The organism is Sphingobium sp. B2 (genome assembly GCF_007693735.1).
Lineage (GTDB): Bacteria > Pseudomonadota > Alphaproteobacteria > Sphingomonadales > Sphingomonadaceae > Sphingobium > Sphingobium xenophagum.
The window spans coordinates 120990-140382 of the sequence record NZ_VDBZ01000002.1 but is presented as its reverse complement, the minus strand read 5'-3'; the positions used below and the strand labels follow the sequence as shown (position 1 = coordinate 140382).

11 protein-coding genes are annotated in these 19393 nt (G+C 62.8%); 8 read left to right on the top strand and 3 right to left on the bottom strand.

The window, feature by feature from the left end; translation table 11 throughout:
* Window positions 1–7 precede the first annotated feature (7 nt).
* The 4 genes from FE851_RS16420 to FE851_RS16405 all read left to right on the top strand — a co-directional run bounded on the left by FE851_RS16420 (window position 8) and on the right by FE851_RS16405 (window position 7453).
* A complete protein-coding gene (locus tag FE851_RS16420) occupies window positions 8–1261 on the top strand; it encodes a YdcF family protein (RefSeq protein WP_145205605.1) in 1254 nt (417 codons plus the stop codon).
* Window positions 1258–3192 (top strand): glycoside hydrolase domain-containing protein, encoded by a 1935-nt coding sequence (locus tag FE851_RS16415; protein ID WP_145204770.1) that lies wholly within the window; start codon window positions 1258–1260, stop codon window positions 3190–3192. The genes FE851_RS16420 and FE851_RS16415 overlap by 4 nt, the downstream gene beginning before the upstream one ends.
* A complete protein-coding gene (locus tag FE851_RS16410; RefSeq protein WP_261371009.1) occupies window positions 3189–4394 on the top strand; it encodes a phosphatidylinositol-specific phospholipase C1-like protein in 1206 nt (401 codons plus the stop codon). Before FE851_RS16415 ends, FE851_RS16410 begins: the two co-directional genes overlap by 4 nt.
* Before the next feature lie 272 nt (window positions 4395–4666).
* Window positions 4667–7453 carry a TonB-dependent receptor gene (locus FE851_RS16405; RefSeq protein ID WP_145204768.1) on the top strand — a complete coding sequence of 929 codons (2787 nt, stop codon included), beginning with the start codon at window positions 4667–4669 and terminating at the stop codon, window positions 7451–7453.
* 86 nt (window positions 7454–7539) lie between these two features.
* Here the strand turns inward: FE851_RS16405 and FE851_RS16400 are convergent, their stop codons facing one another.
* Complete coding sequence (locus FE851_RS16400; RefSeq protein WP_145204766.1) at window positions 7540–8562, bottom strand: LacI family DNA-binding transcriptional regulator; 1023 nt, start codon at window positions 8560–8562, stop codon at window positions 7540–7542.
* Between the two features lie 168 nt (window positions 8563–8730).
* Between FE851_RS16400 and FE851_RS16395 the strand changes: the two genes are divergently transcribed.
* The 4 genes from FE851_RS16395 (at window position 8731) to FE851_RS16380 (ending at window position 15893) form a co-directional block, all read left to right on the top strand.
* Window positions 8731–10590, top strand: a complete 1860-nt coding sequence (locus tag FE851_RS16395; protein WP_145204764.1) for an alpha-amylase family glycosyl hydrolase — start codon at window positions 8731–8733, stop codon at window positions 10588–10590.
* On the top strand, window positions 10587–12197 hold the full coding sequence (locus FE851_RS16390; RefSeq protein WP_145204762.1) for an alpha-glucosidase: 1611 nt from the start codon (window positions 10587–10589) through the stop codon (window positions 12195–12197). Before FE851_RS16395 ends, FE851_RS16390 begins: the two co-directional genes overlap by 4 nt.
* Window positions 12194–14251, top strand: coding sequence for a glycoside hydrolase family 97 protein (locus tag FE851_RS16385; protein ID WP_145204760.1), 2058 nt, complete (start codon window positions 12194–12196; stop codon window positions 14249–14251). The genes FE851_RS16390 and FE851_RS16385 overlap by 4 nt, the downstream gene beginning before the upstream one ends.
* Before the next feature lie 145 nt (window positions 14252–14396).
* Window positions 14397–15893 (top strand): MFS transporter, encoded by a 1497-nt coding sequence (locus FE851_RS16380; RefSeq protein ID WP_145204758.1) that lies wholly within the window; start codon window positions 14397–14399, stop codon window positions 15891–15893.
* Between the two features lie 34 nt (window positions 15894–15927).
* Here the strand turns inward: FE851_RS16380 and FE851_RS16375 are convergent, their stop codons facing one another.
* On the bottom strand, window positions 15928–18144 hold the full coding sequence (locus tag FE851_RS16375) for an amylo-alpha-1,6-glucosidase (protein ID WP_145204756.1): 2217 nt from the start codon (window positions 18142–18144) through the stop codon (window positions 15928–15930).
* A gap of 8 nt (window positions 18145–18152) precedes the next feature.
* The gene (locus FE851_RS16370; protein ID WP_145204754.1) at window positions 18153–19247 is read right to left on the bottom strand and encodes a glycosyltransferase family 4 protein; all 1095 of its coding nucleotides are present in this window, start codon (window positions 19245–19247) and stop codon (window positions 18153–18155) included.
* Between the last annotated feature and the right edge of the window lie 146 nt (window positions 19248–19393).

Sequence of the window (19393 nt, the reverse complement as noted above, 5' to 3'; positions counted from 1 at the left end):
GCGCCTGATGCGTGCCTGCGCCTTCGGGCCTTTCGTGGCGATTGCCCTGTCGCTGGCGTCGGTAACGGCGGCGGCGCAGGAACCTGCGGGGTACGCATCACCCTTTGCCGACACGCTATCGACGCGCGTCTTTCCGCTGTTCGCCATGTTGCGGACAGCGGACGGATGGGCCCAGGCATTGCGGGACGACAATGTTCTGCAAACGCTGATGGCCGATCGCGCGGCACGCATTCCCACAGGCACATGCACGCCATCGCCGCAATGCCTGGCTGATGCGTGGCTATGGACCGATGCGGACATCGCCCTGGTGCAAACCCGCCTGCGGCTCCTGTTGGACGATCCCAAACTGGGCAAGGCGCTGGTCGCGCGGCAGATGCGCCCATCGGGACGTTTTGCGCGATATGCGGCTTTGTCCGATGCCGATCTGCTGGCTGCGGCATGGACGGAAACGGCGGCGGCAACCAACCGCGTGATCGCTGTCTATGCCAAGGGTGTAGCGCCGCGCTATCCTGTTATAGATGCGACCATCTTTCCTGTAGCGTCGCCACAGATGGCCGACATTTTGAGCGCGCACGGCGTCGCCACCGCTGCGCAGGCCAAGGGCAACGACCTGTTTTTCGATCCCGCCTTGCGTTATGCGGCGGGCCTGCTGCAAATGAACGAGCGCATCGACGCGGGCAATTTCCGGCCATTGCTCGGCGGCGACAATGCCGCAACGAACCGCGCCATCGACGCAATGAACTGGCGTGGAAAGCCCTATACCGCTTTGCTGGTCTTTGGTCACGGACCAGAGGATGCACAATCGCGCACGGGCGTGTTGGGGCATATCCGCCTGTCCATCGCCGCCGATATTTTCGCGCGCGGCGTCGCGCCGTTCATCATCGTGTCGGGCGGCAATGTTCATCCCAATCGCACACCGTTCAACGAAGCGGTCGAGATGAAGCGGCTGCTTGTCACGCAATATGGCGTGCCCGCCGATCGCATATTGATGGAACCTCACGCGCGCCACACCACCACCAATTTGCGCAACTGCGCGCGGCTGTTGCTGGCGGCAAAATTTCCGACCGGTCGGCCAGCGCTGGTCGTGTCGGATCATCGCACGATCCAATATATCGGCAGCGACATGCTGGCGCAGCGCAATCTCGCCGAAATGGGCGTGCAGCCCGGTCGCCTGACAGCGGGGCCTGATCAGTTCACGTTGATGTTTACGCCGGACCCTGCGGCCTTCCATGTCGAAGCCATCGACCCGCTCGATCCATGAACCGCATCGTCTCTACCCTGTCGGCAATCCTGGCATGTGGCGCAATTGCCGCGACGGCGGGCGCCCGCGAGCCGGGGCGACTGGTCGATCCCTTCGTAGGCACGCTCGCCGATTATGGGCAACTCAGCCCGGCGGCCGTCGCCCCTTTTGGCATGGTCCAGCTTGGCCCCGATACGACGCCTGCCAATCATGCCGGCTATGACCATGCCGCCAACACGCTTACCGGATTTTCGCACACGCGCGGCGTCGGTGTCGGCTGCGACGGGGCGGGTGGCGACGTCAAGGTCATGCTTGCCTATGATGACGCCACTGGTTCCGCGCCGATCGACAAGCGCCGTGAGCGCGCCCATGCGGGCTATTATGGCGTAAGTTACGGTCCCGGCATCCTTGCGGAGATGACCGCCACGCGCGGAGCAGGCGCCTTGCGCTTCACCATGCCGAAATCCGGACAGGTCAACGTCATGATCGCCTTCGATCGTGGCTATTCCAGGCGCATCGCCGCCCATTGGCAGGCGCAGCCGGACGGCGATCTACAGGCCAGTTTTTCGGCAGGCACCGTCTGCGACGCGGGCACCTATCATCTCCATTCAGCGACCCGTCTGACCCATAATGGCAATCCGGTAACGGCAATCTGGCAAGGCGACCCGGCGCACGATGCGCAACTGGCGCTGAAGGTGCGCAGCGGCGATATTGTCGAACTGCACACGGGCCTTTCCTCGGTTGATCCGGCAGCCGCAGCCAATGTACGTGACGCCGAACTGGGCGTCCGCCCCTTTCAGGCCATTGCCGACCGGATATTGGCCGACTGGAACAGGCAACTTTCCCGCGTCCAAATCGGCGGTTCCCGAAAGCAGCAGGCACTGTTTTACACCGCATTGTTCCGGGTGATGCAGTCGCCGGTCGCCATCGCAGACCCTGACGGGCGCTTTCGCGGCAGCGATGGCATGGTCCAACGGCTTTCCCCCGGACAGCAGCATTATACCAGTTGGGCGCTCTGGGACAATTACCGGACGCAGATGCCCCTGATTGCGCTGATCGATCCCGATCGTGCCGCGCAGATCGCACGCTCGCTGGTGAGGCTCTACCAGAGCGGCAAGGCGCGCTGGGCGACGCCGACCGAGCCATTTCTGACCGTACGCACCGAACATGCGGGCATTGCCCTGCTCGATTTCCGACGCAGGGGCATTACCGATTTCGACGCGAAAGCAGCCTTGGCCGGGATGGTCACCGAAAGCGCCACGCTTGCGCGAAAGACGCCGGACGAACAGATCGAGGCCGCCTATGATGACTGGGCGATTGCCGAACTGGCGTCGGACCTGGGCCAAACCGCCACCGCGCAGGCGTTTCGTGCGCGGGCGCTGAGCTATCGTCCGATGTGGCTGGCCACCTTTCGGGATCTGGGTGACGATGCTGATATCGTGAAGGCGCGGGGGCTATATCAGGGGACATTGGCCCAATATCGCTGGGCCCCGGTGTTCGATCTCCCCTGGCTGGCGCAGACTCTGGGTCCGCGGTTCCGGCCTGAACTGGATCGCTTCTTCGCCGACAATCTGTTCAACATGACGAACCAGCCGGACATTCATACGCCCTATCTCTTTGCATGGGCGGGCGACAACGCTGCGACCGAACGGGTGGTGCGCCGCTATATCACCCAGTCGGTCCCCCATCGCTACGTCAATTCCGGCGTGCGGCCACAGCCTTGGGTAGGACACAGCTTTGCCTTGTCACCGCAGGGTTTTGCCGACGGCATGGACGATGACGCGGGCACCATGTCCGCCTGGTACGTCTGGGCCATGCTCGGCCTCTATCCGATAACGCCCGGCGACCCGCGCTATGTCGTCACGACGCCAATGGGCCGGAACATTCGGATCAACGGCACCGCTTTGGCGGACTTGCCGGTCCGGTCGATGCAGCAGGAGACAGGTCAGTGAAACGGTTTGCGATGATGGCCGGCCTTGCCGCGACCCTGTGTGGAGCAATGGCCGTAGCGCAACCTGCGTCGAACGCCGACGCTGTACCCATCAACGCCATACAAGTGGTCGGCACGCACAACAGCTATGCAATCCCGGCCGATCCGCGCGTGATGGCGCTGATGGCGCCACGTCTGTCCGCGTTCATGGCCAAAATGAACGACATGATGCTACCCGCGCAGCGGGCGCAGATGCTGGATGAACATCCCGGTCGCCTGACGGACATGGCGGTCAGCCTCGACTATGTGCAGATGCCGTTGCAGGCACAGTTGCGCAGCGGCGTTCGCAGCATAGAAATCGATCTGCAACCCGATCCTGCCGGTGGCGCCTATGCCGATCCCCTGCCCTATCGCCAGTTGCGCGCGCAGGGGGTGACCGATCTCGCGCCAATCTATCGCGATGAATTGGCAAAGCCGGGGATGAAGGTGCTGCATGTCGCGGACCTGGATTTTCGCAGCCAGTGCCCGACCTTTCGCCACTGTCTGACGCTGATGAAACAATGGTCGGACGCCACGCCGAACCACAGCCCTGTATTCGTGCTGCTGGAGCCCAAGCTGTCTGGCCTGGACAAGGCGATCCCCGGTGCGACACAGATTCCGCCCTTCGACAAGGCGGCGTTCGATGAAGTGGATGACAGCATCCGCAGCATCCTTGGCCGCGACAAGCTGTTTACGCCCGACGACCTGCGGGGGGATTTGCCGACCCTCGAAGCTGCCGCATTGGCAAAGCGCTGGCCGACGATGGGGCAGGCCCGTGGCAAATTCCTGTTCCTGTTTCTCGTGCCGGGCATGAATCTCAAAGCCTTCACACCCTATCTGGACGGACGCCCGTCACTTCAGGGACGCGCCGCCTTCGTCCAGGGTCAGGCAGGTATGGCGCACACGGCCTTCATGCTGTTCGACAACGCGCTGACGCGCGGCGCTGAAATAGGCGATGCTGTCCGCAAAGGGTATCTGGTGCGGACACGCGCCGACATCGACACCGTCGATGCGCGCGACGGTTCAGGCAAGCGCCGCGACGCAGCGCTGGCCAGCGGCGCACAGATCATATCGACCGATTATCTGACCGCCCCGAATGTCTACGCCAACGACTATCACCTTGCCCCCTTTGCGCAGGGATGGCGCTGCAACAGGCTGGTCTATCGTTGCAGCAGCGTACGATAGGCATTGGCTCCCGCCTCTCTGGCTAGCGGACCTTTGATCAAGCCCGCTCTCTGTCCGCCGACGAAATAAAGGCTCTTCATCCCTCCCCGTCCTTGCCGCCACGCCCGCCCATTAGTTGGGGAGCGGCCGGGGTGCGGGGGATGTCGCGTGAAATCGCCTGAATACGTATGTGGGATTCTGTGCAGATCGGGCAGCACAGAGCTATTACCCCTCCAGACCCGCGAAAGCGGCAAGAAGCGCCTGACAGGCGTCTTGGGGAGGGTGTTTCTGCAATGCACAAATTTCATGGTTCCATTCTGCGCGCAGCTTTGATGGCGAGCGTTTCGCTTTCGGTGGCGTCTATCGCATCCGCGCAGACGGCCGATGCGCCCGTCGCAGCCAATCAGGCCGACGAAGCGGACCAGGCCATTGTCGTCACTGGCATCCGCGCCTCCCTCGCCTCCGCTGCGAAGATGAAGCGCGATTCGGTGCTGATCGTCGATTCCATCACTGCCGAAGATGTGGGCAAGCTGCCCGACGTGTCGATCGCGGACTCGCTGGCCCGCCTGCCCGGCGTCACCGCCCAGCGTCTCGAAGGCCGCGACCAGCGCCTGTCGATCCGCGGCCTTGGCCCCGACTTTTCCACCACCCTGCTCAACGGGCGGGAACAGGTGACGGTCGGCGACAATCGCGGCGTGGAATATGATCAGTATCCGTCCGAATTCTTCCAGAACGTCAATGTCTATAAAAGCACCGATGCGTCGCTGATCGCGGCGGGCATTTCGGGCACGGTCGACCTCAGGATGCTGCGCCCGCTCGACAAGAATGACCGCATCATCGCCGTGTCGCTGCGCGGCCAGATGAACGGCATGAACAAGCTCAACCCGGACGGCGAACGCTATGGCTATCGCGCGTCGGCGACCTATGTCGATCAATATGCCGACGACACGCTGGGCCTGGCCATCGGCTTTGCGGCATCGCAAACCCCCTCGCAGAATGAACGCTTCAACGCCTGGGGCTATCCCACCGACGCCAGCGGCAACCTGATCATCGGCGGCGCCAAGCCCTATGTGCAGTCCAACCTGCTCAAGCGCTATGGCGCGGTAGGCACGCTGGAATGGCAGCCCAGCGACAATTTCCATTCGACCTTCGATGTCCTCTATTCGCATTTCGAGGAAGAACAGCGGCTGCGCGGCATCGAATTCCCGCTCGTCTGGGGCGCCAATGTGGGCGTCAGCGACGTGACGGTCGACAATGGCTTCGTCACCGGCGCGACCTTCAGCAATGTCTATGGCGTCCAGCGCAACGATTATAACAAGCGTACCGCCGACACGATCTCGCTCGGCTGGAACAACCAGTTCAGCCTGAACGACGCGCTTCGCCTGAACGTCGATGCCAGCTGGTCGCGCGCCAAGCGCACCGACTTCCTGCTCGAAACCTATTCGGGCACAGGCTATCTGCGGTCGGGCGTGCCGGACAGCGTGCGGGTCGATCGCCAGTCGAACGGCCTGTTCAAGATCGTGCCGACCATCGACTATACCAACACCGGGATCATCAGCCTTACCGATCCCAATGGCTGGGGCTATAATGGCACGACCGCCGTGGTGCAGGCGGGTTTCCTCAATCGGCCCAAATTCATCGACGACATGCGCTCGCTGCGCATGAACCTCAACGGCGACATCGAAGGCAGCCTGTTCAGCAACTGGGAAATCGGCGGCAACTATAGCCGTCGCAAGAAAACCAGCGCCTTTACCAGCTTTTTCCTGTGTCCCACGGGCGGCACCGATTGCACCATTGCAGGCGGCACCCCCGGTTCCGCGCCTGTTCCCAGCGAGGCACTGCTCGGCTCCAACGTCTCGCTTGGCTATCTGGGCGTCCCGGCGATGCTGACGCTCAATCCGCTCTATCTCTACGATAATGTGCTGGACGCGGTGTATGACAATCGCCCGCAATCGCTGGTGCGCGACAATTTCGTGAAGGAAGATGTGTTCACCGGCTATGCCAAGATGACGATGGACGGCGAACTGGGCGGCAAGCCGCTGAAGGGAGCCTTCGGCGTACAGGTGATCCATTCCCGGCAGCGTTCGGTCGGCACCATTTCCAGCTTCAGCAACGGCGTCGTCACGGTGGTGCCCGCATCGGGCAAGGCCAGCTATACCGACTTCCTGCCAAGCGCGCAGATCTCGGTCGAACTGGAGCCGGGCTTCTTCGTCAAGCTGGGCGCGGCGCAGGCCATGGTCCGCCCCCGTCTGGATCAGGAGCGCGTGAACCAGGAATTCAGCTTCGATCCGTCCAAGATCGGCCTGGGTTCAGACCCCATGAACAGCCCGTTCAGTTCCAACGGCGGCAACACCAATTTGCGTCCCTATCAGTCGACCAATATCGACCTGTCGGTGGAGCGCTATTTCCGCAATGGCGGCTATGTGTCGCTGTCGGGCTATTTCAAGAATCTGACCGATTTCGTCGATCCCAACAACAGCATCGCCTATGATTTCTCGTCGCTCCTTCCGGCATTGCCGGTGGACGTCCGCAACGAAATCATTGCCAATGGCGGCGCGATCGGCCTGCTCAAAGCGCCCGCCAACAACGGTCGCGGCACCATCATGGGCGTGGAAGGCACCGCATCGCTCCCCTTCAAGCTGTTCAGCGAATCGCTTGATGGCTTCGGCCTGTTCGCCAGCGGCTCCTACACCCACAGCGAAGTCAAATATGGCTCCAACCCCACCGACACCGTGACCCTGCCCGGCCTGTCCAAATGGGTCGCCAGCGGCACCGCCTATTTCGAACGAAACGGGTTCCAGGCGCGGGTCAGCTATCGCTACCGTTCCTCCTTCCTGGGCGAAGTGGCGGGCCTGTCGGCAGCCCCGACCTTCCGCACTGCCAAGGCGGAAGGGATTTTGGACGCGCAGATCGGCTATGAATTCCAGTCGGGTCCGCTCACTGGCCTGTCTATCCTGCTCCAGGGCAAGAATCTGACCGACCAGCCGTTCGTCACCTATCAGAATGACGATCCGCGCCAGGTCATCGACTATCAGCGCTATGGCCGCGACTATTATCTGGGCCTGACCTACAAATTCTGATCGCCCTTCGCCAAACTGCCTGACTGCACGCAGGCAGCGCCGGGACCGCCGCTCCTTTTCAAGGAGTTGGCGGTCCCTTCTTTTTGTCAGGCGGTCATGCGGGTGATCAGGCGGGGCGCCAGCAGCGTCGGCGTCACCGGCTTGCCCTGGATCAGCCCGATCAGCGCATCGACCAGCACTTCGCCCGCACGCAGATAATCCTGCGCCACCGTGGTCAATGGCGGGCGCGTCAGGCTGACCGCCGGAATATCGTCAAAGCCGATCAGGGCGACGTCGCCCGGCACCGCCATGCCCGCCTCATCCAGCGCCCGCATCGCGCCGATGGCGATCAGGTCCGAGCCCGCAAAAATCGCGTCAAAGGGGACACCGCCCGCAATCAATCGGCGCGCGGCCTCATGCCCTGAATGTTCGATCGACAGGGCATCGACATGCAGCCTTGAGTCGACCGGCAGGCCCGCTTCCGTCATCACCTGCACCAGTCCCGCATAGCGGTCGCGAAATTCGGGGTAGCGGTCGGACGCATCGCCCAGAAAGGCGATGGCGCGACAGCCCCGTTGGATCAGACGACGCCCCGCGTCACGCCCGCCCTGCCGATTGTCGCAGCCAATCGTCATCCCCAGCGCATGGTCGTCAACCGATCCCCAACGCACGAAATGCGTCCCCTGCGCTATCAATTGCTCCAGCCGCACCCGGTAAATCTCGTAATTGCCATAGCCCAGCAGGATGATGCCGTCGGCCTTGCGGCTATCCTCATAATCGACATGCCAGTCGGTCGATAATTGCTGGAAGGATGTCAGCAGATCATAGCCGCGCTTGGCGCAGGTTTGCAGGATCGGCCCCAGCATCGACAGGAAAAAGGGGTTGATCCAGCTTTCGTCGGGCAGCAGATCCTCGAAAAACAGCAAGGCCAGCGTGTTGCTCTTCCCCCGCCGCAGCGAAGAGGCATTTTTGTCCACCGCATAGTTGAGCTGGCGGGCAATTGCCTCGATCCGCTTGCGCGTCCCCTCGCTGACCGTGGGGTCGCCCCGCAGCGCGCGCGACACGGTCGGCTGGGAAACGCCGGCCAGTGTGGCGATGTCGAACGAGGTGATTTTTTCATTGACGGCCATGGTCTGATCCTACGCTCCTCCGGCCCGCTTGGAAAGCAGGGCGTTGAGTCTGGAACATGGCTTTGAATACGTATGTCACATGCTTGGCCCGGCGGACCAACGCCGCCTAAGAAGGGGGGAACAAGACCGCCGCAATCACGCAGGTGCGGCAAAAGGGGAGGATGAGGAATGGGCAGGCGCAATCCCACGCTGTTCGCTGCGCTGCTGGCACTGGCCAGCCCGGCCCTGTCGGAGACGCCCCCCTCGCCCGCCGCAGCGGATTTTCGCGCCCGCCTGCCGGAGGATGAAATCATCTATTTCGTCCTGCCCGACCGTTTCGACAATGGCGATCCGCGCAACGACAAGGGCGGCTATGGCGGCGACCGACTGACCCATGGCTATGATCCTGCGGCAAAAGGCTTTTACCACGGCGGCGATCTTAAAGGGCTGACCCGGCGGCTTGACTATATCCAGGGGCTGGGCGCGACCGCCATCTGGGTTGGCCCCATCTTCCGCAACAAGCCGGTGCAGGGGGCCAAAGGTCAGGAAAGCGCGGGCTATCACGGCTACTGGATCACCGACTTCACCCATGTCGACCCGCATTTGGGCACCGACGCCGATTTCGCGGCGCTCGTGGCGGCGGCACACGCACGCGGCATGAAAGTCTATATGGACATCATCGCCAATCACACCGCCGACGTCATCCAGATGCGCGAATGTGCTGCGGCCCCCTGCCCCTACCGTTCGCGGGCCGACTATCCCTATCAACGGCGCGGCGGCGTCAACGGCCCGCCGATCAACAGCGGCTTTGCCGGCGATGACGATCATAGCGCGGACAATTTCGCCCGGCTGACCGATCCATCCTACGCCTACACCCCCTATGTCCCAACGGGTGAAGCCCAGGCCAAGACGCCCGTCTGGCTCAACGACGTCACCCTTTATCATAACCGGGGCGAAACGACCTATCGCGGCGAAAGCGCGACAATGGGCGATTTTGCCGGGCTGGATGACCTGATGACCGAAAATCCCCGCGTCATTGCGGGGATGATCGATATATTCGGCGGCTGGATCGACCGTTTCGGCGTCGATGGCTTCCGCGTCGACACGGCCAAGCATGTCGATCCCCATTTCTGGCAGGCTTTCGTCCCCGCCATGCAGGCGCGGGCGCGGGCCAGAGGCATCCCCAATTTCCACATCTTCGGCGAGGTGGCGGAAAGCGACATAATGTCCGGCGCGCTCGCCTGGTACACGCGCGAAGGCGGCTTTCCCGCCGTCCTCGACTTCGCCTTTCATCAGGCCGCGATCCAGACCGTCGCGGGTCCAGGTGCGACGGCGCTGTGGGAAAAGATGCTGCAAGGTGACGACCTCTATGTCCGGGGCGCCGCCACCGCGCGGCAGTTGCCGACATTCATCAGCAACCACGACAATGGCCGCTTTGCCACCTTCGTCCGCCGCGCCTTCCCCGCCGCCAGCGAACAGGAAGTGCTGGACCGCGTCACGCTCGGCCATGCCATGATGCTGACGCTGCGCGGCGCACCGACGCTCTATTATGGCGACGAACAGGGCTTTTCAGGCGACGGCGGCGATCAGGACGCGCGCGAGGATATGTTCGGCAGCAAGGTCGCGTCCTACAACGACAATCGCCTCGTCGGCACGGACGCCACGACGGCCACGGCCCGCTTCGATCCGACCCATCCCCTCTATCGCACCATCGCCACGCTCGCTCGCCTGCGCACCGCCCATCCCGCGCTGCGCCGGGGCAAGCAGATGATCCGCGCCCGGTCGGAGGAACCCGGCCTCTTCGCCGTCTCGCGCTTCGATCCTGATAGCGGCGCGGAATATCTCATCGCCTTCAACACTTCGACCGCGCCGATCGACACCCATGTTCAGGTCGATGTCGGATCGCGGGATTTCGTCACCCTCGCCGGTGCGCCCTGCGCCGCCCGCGCTGTCGCGCCGGGCAGTCTTTCGCTCCGCCTTCCTCCGCTTGGCTACAGCCTGTGCGCTGTCCGCCCTTCCCGTTCCTTGCCCGCAAAGTCCCCTGAATGACCGACACTCTACAGCCATGGTGGCGCGGCGCCGCCATCTATCAGATCTACCCGCGCAGTTTTGCTGACTCCAATGGCGATGGCATCGGCGATCTCAACGGCATCACCGCCCGCCTGCCCTATGTGGCATCGCTTGGCGTCGATGCGATCTGGCTGTCGCCCGTGTTCAAAAGCCCCATGCGCGATTTCGGCTATGACGTGTCCGACTATTGCGATGTCGATCCCATTTTCGGCACGCTTGCGGATTTCGACGCGCTGGTCGCCCGCGCCCATGCGCTTGGCCTGCGCGTGATCGTCGATCAGGTATGGGCGCATACGTCGGACCAGCATGGCTGGTTCGTCGAAAGCCGCGCCAGCCGCGACAATGCCAGGGCCGACTGGTATGTCTGGGCGGATGCCAAGCCGGACGGATCGCCGCCCAATAACTGGCAGTCCGTGTTCGGCGGCCCGGCCTGGACATGGGATGCGCGGCGCGGCCAATATTATATGCACAGCTTCCTGCGCGAACAGCCGCAGCTGCACCTGCATCACCCGGACGTGCAGTCCGCCATCTTCGACATCATCCGCTTCTGGCTGGACCGGGGCGTCGACGGCTTTCGCATCGACGCGATCAACCATTCGATGCACGATCCGAAACTGCGCGACAATCCGCCAGCCCCCGACGATGGCAGGCTGCGCACCCGGCCATTCGATTTCCAGCTCAAACTATATAGCCAGAGCCACCCGGACCTTCCCCTGTTTCTGGAAAAGGTCCGCACCGTGTTCGACGCCTATCCCGACCGCTTCACCGTTGCAGAGGTCGGCGGCGCGGACAATGACCGGGAAATGAAGGCCTTCACGCAGGGCGACCATCGCCTCAACACCGCCTATGGCTTCGACTTTCTCTATGCGCCCGCGCTGACCAGTTCGCTCATCAAGGGCGCGCTGCAAAAATGGCCGGCGGAACAGGGGATCGGCTGGCCAAGCTGGGCCTTTGAAAATCACGATGCCCCCCGCGCCGTGTCGCGCTGGGGCAAGGGTCATGATCCGGACACCTATTGCCGGATGAAGATGCTGCTGCTCGCCTGCCTGCGCGGCAATATCTTCCTCTATTATGGCGAGGAACTGGGCCTGCCGCAGATCGACATCGCCTTTGAGGATCTCAAAGACCCCGAAGCCATCGCCAACTGGCCGCTGACCCTGTCGCGCGACGGCGCCCGCACGCCGATGCCCTGGACGGCCGACGCCCCATATATGGGCTTTTCCACTGTAAAGCCCTGGCTGCCGATCGGCGAAGCGCATCGCCCGCGCGCGGTCGACCGGCAGGAGGCCGATCAGGCATCCCTGCTGCACTGGACCCGTCAGGTGCTGGCGCTGCGCAATGCCTCCCCTGCCCTGCGCAGCGGCACGATGACGTTCCATGATCTGCCCGGCGACCTGCTCGCCTTCACGCGCAGCCATGCGGATCAGCATATACTGTGCGTTTTCAACCTCGGCGACCAGTCGGCGCACTGGACGCCGGACGATGCCGACCATTGGCGTCCCCTGCTGACATGCGGTGACGCCGCCCCATGGCATTTCCCGCCTGCCTCCGCCCTCGTCGCCCAATATCAAGGATCTGTTTCATGACGCGACTGACTGCGCTTGCCCTGCCGATTTTCGCCCTGTCGCTCGCCCCTATCGCCGCGCGCGCAGATGTCGTTGCCAAGGCCGCCTCGCCCGACGGTCGCATCACCCTCACCGTCAGTCTGGATAGCGAAGGCCGCCCCAGCTACGCCGTGCAGCGCGATGGCCAGCCCCTGATCGCCGACAGCCGCCTGGGCTTCATGCTGACGGACGCTCCCAAGATCGAACGCAACCTGATGCTGACCGATACGAAGCGCGATCACAGCGACACGACATGGACCCAGCCCTGGGGCGAATGGGCGACCATCCGCGACAATCACAGCGAAATCCGCCTCGCCTTTCGCGAAAAGAGCGATCTTGAACGGACAATGGACGTCACCTTCCGCCTGTTCGACGATGGCGTCGCCTTTCGCTACACCCTGCCCGATCAGCCCAATCTCCACCATGTCAACATTGCGGAGGAACTGACCCAGTTCGCCTTCGCCCAGCCCGGCACTGCCTGGTGGAAACCCGCGTTTGAATGGAACCGGGAGGAATATCTCTACAACAAGACCCCGCTCGATGCCGTCGGCACGGCGCAGACGGTGATGACCGTGAAGCTCGCGGGCGGCACCCATGTCGCGCTGCATGAAGCGGCTCTGGTCGATTATAGCGGGATGAATCTGGCGCGGGTTCAGGGCAACACCTTCCGCGCCGCGCTGACGCCGGGCGCAGGCGCACCCAAAGTCTCGCGCGATGCCGGCTTCTCGACGCCATGGCGCACCATCGCGATCGCGGACGATGCGGCGGGCCTCTACATGAACCACATGATCCTCAACCTCAACGAACCCAACAGGCTGGGCGACGTGTCGAGCTGGATCAAGCCGGGCAAATTTGTCGGCGTGTGGTGGAACATGATCAAGGGCGACTGGAGCTGGGCGCGCGGTCCCAAACATGGCGCGACCACCGCCAACGTCCGGCGCTATATCGACTTTGCCGCCGCCAGCGGCATCCCCGCCGTCCTCGTGGAAGGATGGAATGTCGGCTGGGACGGCAACTGGTTCGGCAATGGCAATGCCATGAATTTCTCGCAACCGACCGAGGATTTCGACGCCGACGGGCTGGCCGCCTATGCCAGGTCCAGGGGCGTGACGCTGATCGGCCATCATGAAACCGGCGGGTCGGCCAGCCATTATGACGGCCAGCTGGACAGCGCCTTCAAATGGGCCGCCGATCATGGCGAGCGGGTGGTGAAAACCGGCTATGTCACCGATGCGGGCCAGATCGAGCGCGTCGATGCCGATGGAACCCGCCATCGCGAATGGCATGAAGGCCAGTGGATGGTGAACCACTATCTGCGCGTCGTGCAGACGGCGGCGAAATATCATGTCAGCATCGACAGCCATGAGCCCGTCAAGGACACCGGGCTGCGCCGCACCTATCCCAACTGGGTATCGCGCGAAGGCGGGCGCGGCATGGAATATAATGCATGGATCGGCGGCAAGAACCCGCCCGAACATGAGGCCAATCTGGTCTTTACCCAATTGCTGGGCGGGCCGATGGACTTCACGCCGGGCGTCCTTAGCCTTTCGGGATCGGAAGGCAGCGCGATCCAGTCGACGCTGGCCAAACAGCTTGCCCTCTATGTGGTGCTCTATTCGCCCGTCGTGATGGCAGCCGACACGCCTGAAAATTACGCAAAATATCCCGGCCCGTTCCAGTTCATCAAGGATGTGCCGACCGACTGGTCCGACACACGGGCGCTTAATGGAGAGGTTGGCGATTATGCCACGGTCGCGCGCAAGGAAAAGGGCGGCGATGACTGGTATCTGGGTGCCGTGGGTGATGAAGAAGCCCGCGCGGTTCAGGTGACGCTCGATTTTCTGGATGCGGGACGAAGCTATATCGCGGAAATTTATCGTGACGGGCCGGGCGCGGATTATCGCACCGATGCGCGCCATGCGATCGTGATCGAAAAGAAAGCGGTCAGGAAAGGCGACATATTGACGATCGCAATGGCGCCCGGCGGTGGTCAGGCGATCCGCTTCGTCGCTGGCGGCAAGGCGCGCCGCCGCTGATCCTATATCCTGTCCTACAGGCTGGCACATCTCTATGCTGCAACGGGTTGCCGGCATGGATGGCCGCTTGTTCGATAGGATCAGGATCGGGTAACAAAATTTCAGAATTGCCGGGAAATATGCGAAGTTAAGGGGCGGATGCAGGATGGACGGTCACACAGGCAGCGCGAGCGCGAGCCGCCCCCGGCAGGGTTTTGCAGGGCTATGGAATATCAGCTTCGGCTTCTTTGGCATCCAGATCGGCTTTGCCCTTCAGAACGCCAATATGAGCCGTATCTTCCAGTCGCTGGGCGAAAGTCTGGACGATCTTGCATTGCTGTGGATCGCCGCGCCCCTGACCGGCCTGCTGGTCCAGCCGATCATCGGTCATTATAGCGACCGGACCTGGTGCCGCTTTGGTCGGCGGCGACCTTACTTCTTTGTCGGCGCGCTGTTCGCCGCGGCGGCGCTGATCGGGATACGCCATGCGCCCGGCTTGCTGGCGGCAGCGATGATGCTCTGGATACTCGACGCATCGCTCAACGTGTCGATGGAGCCTTTTCGCGCCTTTGTCGGCGACATGCTGGCAAAGGATCAGCATATGGCCGGCTATGCCCTGCAAACCGCCTTCATCGGCGCGGGCGCAGTGATCGGTTCCGCAACACCCTGGCTGCTTGATCATATGGGCGTTTCCAATGTTGCCGCTGCGCAGGGCATACCCGACACGGTGCGGATCAGCTTCTATATCGGCGGGGCGGCCCTGTTCCTCGCTGTCCTTTGGACGGTGCTGACGACGCGCGAATATGCGCCCGATCAGATGGCGCGCTTTGCGCAGGCTGACGGGCAACCACCCGCCGCCTTGCCGGCCGATCGGGCCATGCCTGCGGGCGGGCCGGGCTGGATCGTGGCCGGCGGCGTCATATTGGCGATCGTATGGGCCTGGTCGCTTGAAAAGGAACTCTATCTGCTGGGCGCGCTGCTGGCCGCCTATGGCTGCGCGCGCCTCGTCGCGCGTCGGCTCCATGCGCAGGGTCGCAGCGACAATCTGCTCAGCCATGTCGTCGGTGATTTTGCGACCATGCCACCGCTGATGAAGCGACTGGCGCTCGTCCAGTTCTTCACCTGGTCGGCCCTGTTCATCATGTGGATCTACACCACGCCCGTCGTCGCCCAATATATGTTCGGATCGGCCGATCCCACCAGCCCCGCCTATAATGCCGGTGCGAACTGGGTCGGCATCCTGTTCGCCGCCTATAATGGCGTGGCCGCCCTGGCCGCCCCCTTCCTGCTCCAGCCACTCGCCCGCCGCATCGGCCAGGCCAATACCCACGCCATCGCGTTGATGCTGGGCGCGCTGGGCTTTCTGTCCTTCCTGTTCCTGCGCGACGCGCAACTGCTGCTCCTGTCGGAGATCGCGATCGGCATCGCCTGGGCGTCGACCCTCGCCATGCCCTACGCCATGCTCGCCTCCAGCGTGCCGCAGACAAAGCTCGGCATCTATATGGGACTGTTCAACGCCTTCGTCGTCATCCCGCAACTGCTGGTCGCGACCGTGATGGGCACGATCATGCGCCATTTCTTCCCGACCGAACCGATCTGGACGATGGCCTTTGCAGCCGGTGTCATGATGCTGGCATCCATCGCGACGCTACGTTGCCGATAGGGGGGTAGAGGCGCGCAAATCGGCAAGTCGCCCCTCAGGCAATCGTCACGATCCGGGCGTCGCCATCATGCTTCATGGGTTTGACCACCACCTGATCGCCCAGTCGATCGAACATGATATCGACCCTGTCGGGACCGATGCTCAGATCCTTGATGGCGAGGCTGTGGAGGAAATGCGGCAGCTTGGGCTGGTGAAAGGATATTTGCGCCGCCGGGACATCGAACCTCAGCCCCAGGCTCGACTGGATGAGCGCCAGCGGTGCCGCCGCTGACCAGGCCTGCGGGCTGCACGCCACCGGATAGAATGTCGGCCCCTGCGACCGACGACGAGGAAAGCCGCAGAACAGTTCGGGCAGGCGCATCATGTCCACATAAGTGGCGGCGGCGAACAGCCCCTCGAATATCTGCGCGGCCTCCCGCTGATAGCCATAGCGCGCAAAGCCCCCCGCGATCAGGGCATTGTCATGCGGCCAGATCGAGCCATTATGATAGCTCATGGGATTGTAGCGCGCCTCGGTCGAGGCGATGGTGCGCACGCCCCAGCCGGAAAAGGAGGCAGGCGCCATCAGCGTCCGGACGACGGCCTCGACCCGCTCCTCGCGCGCCAGTCCCGTATAAAGGACATGACCCGCATTGGACGATCGCACCCTGCAGGGCTGCTTGTCGCCATCCAGCGCAAGCACATAGGTACCCAGTGCCGCGTCAAAGAAGGCGGCGTCGAACCGGTCGCGCAAACGCGCCGCGCGATCGCGATACTCGGCGGCGCGCGCCTCCTGGCCAATCGTCGCGAACAGCGCCCCTGCTGCCTGCCACGCGCCATAGACATAGGCTTGCACCTCGGCCAGGGCTATCGGCCCGCGCGCCAGCGTGCCATCGGCATGGAAGATGGAATCGTGGCTGTCCTTCCAGCCCTGATTTTGCAACCCCTGGTCGGTCAGGCGACCATATTCGACAAAACCGTCGCCGTCGCGATCGCCATGGGTGTCGATCCACTCCAGAGCCGCCTCGATACGCGGCAATATGCTCGTCAGGAAGGCAGCGTCGCCGGTCCGTTCCAGATAGGCGCCCGCCAGCATCACGAACAGGGGCGTTGAATCGATGCTGCCATAATAGTGGCGGAACGGCACCTCGCCCAGTTCCGCCATTTCTCCATGCCGCACCTCATGCAATATCTTGCCAGGTTCAGCGTCCGCCGCCGGATCGAAGCTGGTGGCCTGATGCGCGGCAAGATAGCCCAACACGCCACGGCTGATCGCCGGGTCCATCCACAGCGTTTCGAGCGCGGTAATGATCGCGTCGCGACCGAACACCGTGCTGAACCAGGGAATGCCCGCATAGGGATAGGGGCCAAATTCCGTATCTGTCGACAGCATCGAGATATCGGCAACCGATCGACGGGCAACCTCGTTGAACAGGTCATTGGAAGAATGCAGCGTCGCACCGCGCCTGCGCGCCGTGCGTAGCGCGCCCATGGCCTCCCGCAGCGATTTGAGGAACTGCTTGGGAAGCGGCTCCGTCGCCTCTGTCCGTTCGCAGCAGATGCGGGTGAACAGCGCACAACGCTGACCCGGCGGCAGGGTCACCTCGAACCGCGCATGGCTGTCGGTCAATGCGTCAGGCATCGGATCGAAATGCAGGTGCGTTTGCCGTTCGCGATCATCGCGTCCGATATAACCGAGCAGGACGTCGGCCGCGCCGACTTGCGGTTCGCACATCGTCCCCCGGCGCAACCGCGTCATGCCGCGTATCTCGAACAGGTCGGCAAAGTCCGCAGCAAAGCTGAAATCGACGCTGACCTGACGCGTTTCCGCGTCGAAGTTGCGGATAGTGACACGCTCATACAACGCATCCTTCCACAAAAAGCGTGTGCGCCGCAGGTGGATGAGATCATGCTCCACCGCCACCCGCCCGTCATCCCCGAAAAAGTCGGGGTTGGTCAGGTCGCATGTCAGCATGGCATTATCGTCGCGCAGCGCCGAACTCAGCAGGATCGGCCGCATGGCGTTGATGGTAAGATAGAGGTGGGAAAGGTACCGGGTATCGCAGTGATACAGCCCCTCCGGACTGCCCGGCCCGGAGATCGCGTCACCGCTATGATCGAACACGGCAAAGCTGTTGCCATATTTGAGCGTGCGCGGCCTGCGTTCGTGGAGCGAGGCGGTCGCGGGGATGAAAAATTGGGTTTGCGCCTGGGACAGCGCTTGCCCTCCAGCGATACCCGGCATGTCGGGCTGGGGCTGACTCAGGGTCATGGCGTCTCCTATGCGACGATCTGCAATTCGGCTTCCACGCCCCGATGACGCCGCAACCGGGCGGCATCGGTACGGGCACCGGGCAGATCATGGTACAGGGCCACATAGTCCGCTGCCATCCGCTGCGCCGTGAAACGTGCGTCGAACGCGGCGCGTACCCCCCGCCGATCCAGATCAGGCAGCGCCGCGATGGCCGCCACCGCTTCATCCTCGCTATCGACGATGAAGCCGGACACGCCATGTTCGATCACTTCGGGCACCGAACCGCAACGGAAGGCGATGACCGGCGTGGCGCAAGCCATTGCCTCGATCATGACCAGACCGAACGGTTCGGGCCAGTCGATCGGAAACAGCAACGCGGCCGCCTCGCCCAGGAACTGGGCCTTTTGCTGCTCGTTGATCTCGCCGATAAATTCCACATTGGGATAATGGTCCACCAGCGGCGCGATTTCGCGTTCCCAATAGCTGCGATCGACAGCATCGATCTTGGCCGCGATCTTGAGCTTGAGCCCCGATCGCGCGGCAATGCGGATCGCGCGATCGGGCCGCTTTTCCGGCGATATGCGCCCAAGAAAAGCAAGATAATCCTCGCCCGCGCCCAGCCGCGGCGCCAGCAGGTCGGCGGGCAGGCCATGATAGATGGTGCCACCCCAATTGACCGGCGGCATGGGCAGCCGCTGATGATCGGAAATGGACACCAGGCTGTGCTGTGCAAAGGTGCGGTAGAATGGCGGCAGGTCTGGCAGGTCGAGCCGGCCATGCAGCGTGGTCACGGTGCGCCCGATGAAATCATGCGCCATCGGCAGGTGCAGCATGTCGATATGGAAATGCAGCGCGTCAAACTCGTCGGCGCGGCGGCGGACCTGCTCCAGCATCATCATATGATAAGGGATTGTGTCGACGACAGCGGGGTTTAGGCGCAACGCCATGTCCGTGATCGGCACCAGTTCCGCGCTGGTTTGCGAATCGCCACTGGCGAACAGGGTGACTTCATGGCCCTGACGGACCAGTTCTTCGGTCAGATAGGATACGATACGTTCCGTGCCGCCATATAGTTTCGGCGGAACACTTTCGGCCAGGGGAGCGATTTGCGCGATTTTCATACGGGCGTCCTCTCAAACGAGTTGAGCCCTTCGTCCCCCATCCACGACAAGGCTGCACCGCTACAAGCCTCCAGAGGCACGCAAGTTTCATGAACGACAATCTTTCGTCCATTCCTCCTCGTCGTCGGTCTGGGCAAGCTCACGCA

Bases quoted from the DNA above. Each gene is read 5' to 3' on its own strand.
- FE851_RS16420 (WP_145205605.1), top strand. From the start codon at position 8: ATGCGTGCCTGCGCCTTCGGGCCTTTCGTGGCGATTGCCCTGTCGCTG.
- FE851_RS16415 (WP_145204770.1), top strand. From the start codon at position 1,258: ATGAACCGCATCGTCTCTACCCTGTCGGCAATCCTGGCATGTGGCGCA.
- FE851_RS16405 (WP_145204768.1), top strand. From the start codon at position 4,667: ATGCACAAATTTCATGGTTCCATTCTGCGCGCAGCTTTGATGGCGAGC.
- FE851_RS16400 (WP_145204766.1), bottom strand. From the start codon at position 8,562: ATGGCCGTCAATGAAAAAATCACCTCGTTCGACATCGCCACACTGGCC.
- FE851_RS16395 (WP_145204764.1), top strand. From the start codon at position 8,731: ATGGGCAGGCGCAATCCCACGCTGTTCGCTGCGCTGCTGGCACTGGCC.
- FE851_RS16390 (WP_145204762.1), top strand. From the start codon at position 10,587: ATGACCGACACTCTACAGCCATGGTGGCGCGGCGCCGCCATCTATCAG.
- FE851_RS16385 (WP_145204760.1), top strand. From the start codon at position 12,194: ATGACGCGACTGACTGCGCTTGCCCTGCCGATTTTCGCCCTGTCGCTC.
- FE851_RS16380 (WP_145204758.1), top strand. From the start codon at position 14,397: ATGGACGGTCACACAGGCAGCGCGAGCGCGAGCCGCCCCCGGCAGGGT.
- FE851_RS16375 (WP_145204756.1), bottom strand. From the start codon at position 18,144: ATGACCCTGAGTCAGCCCCAGCCCGACATGCCGGGTATCGCTGGAGGG.
- FE851_RS16370 (WP_145204754.1), bottom strand. From the start codon at position 19,247: ATGAAAATCGCGCAAATCGCTCCCCTGGCCGAAAGTGTTCCGCCGAAA.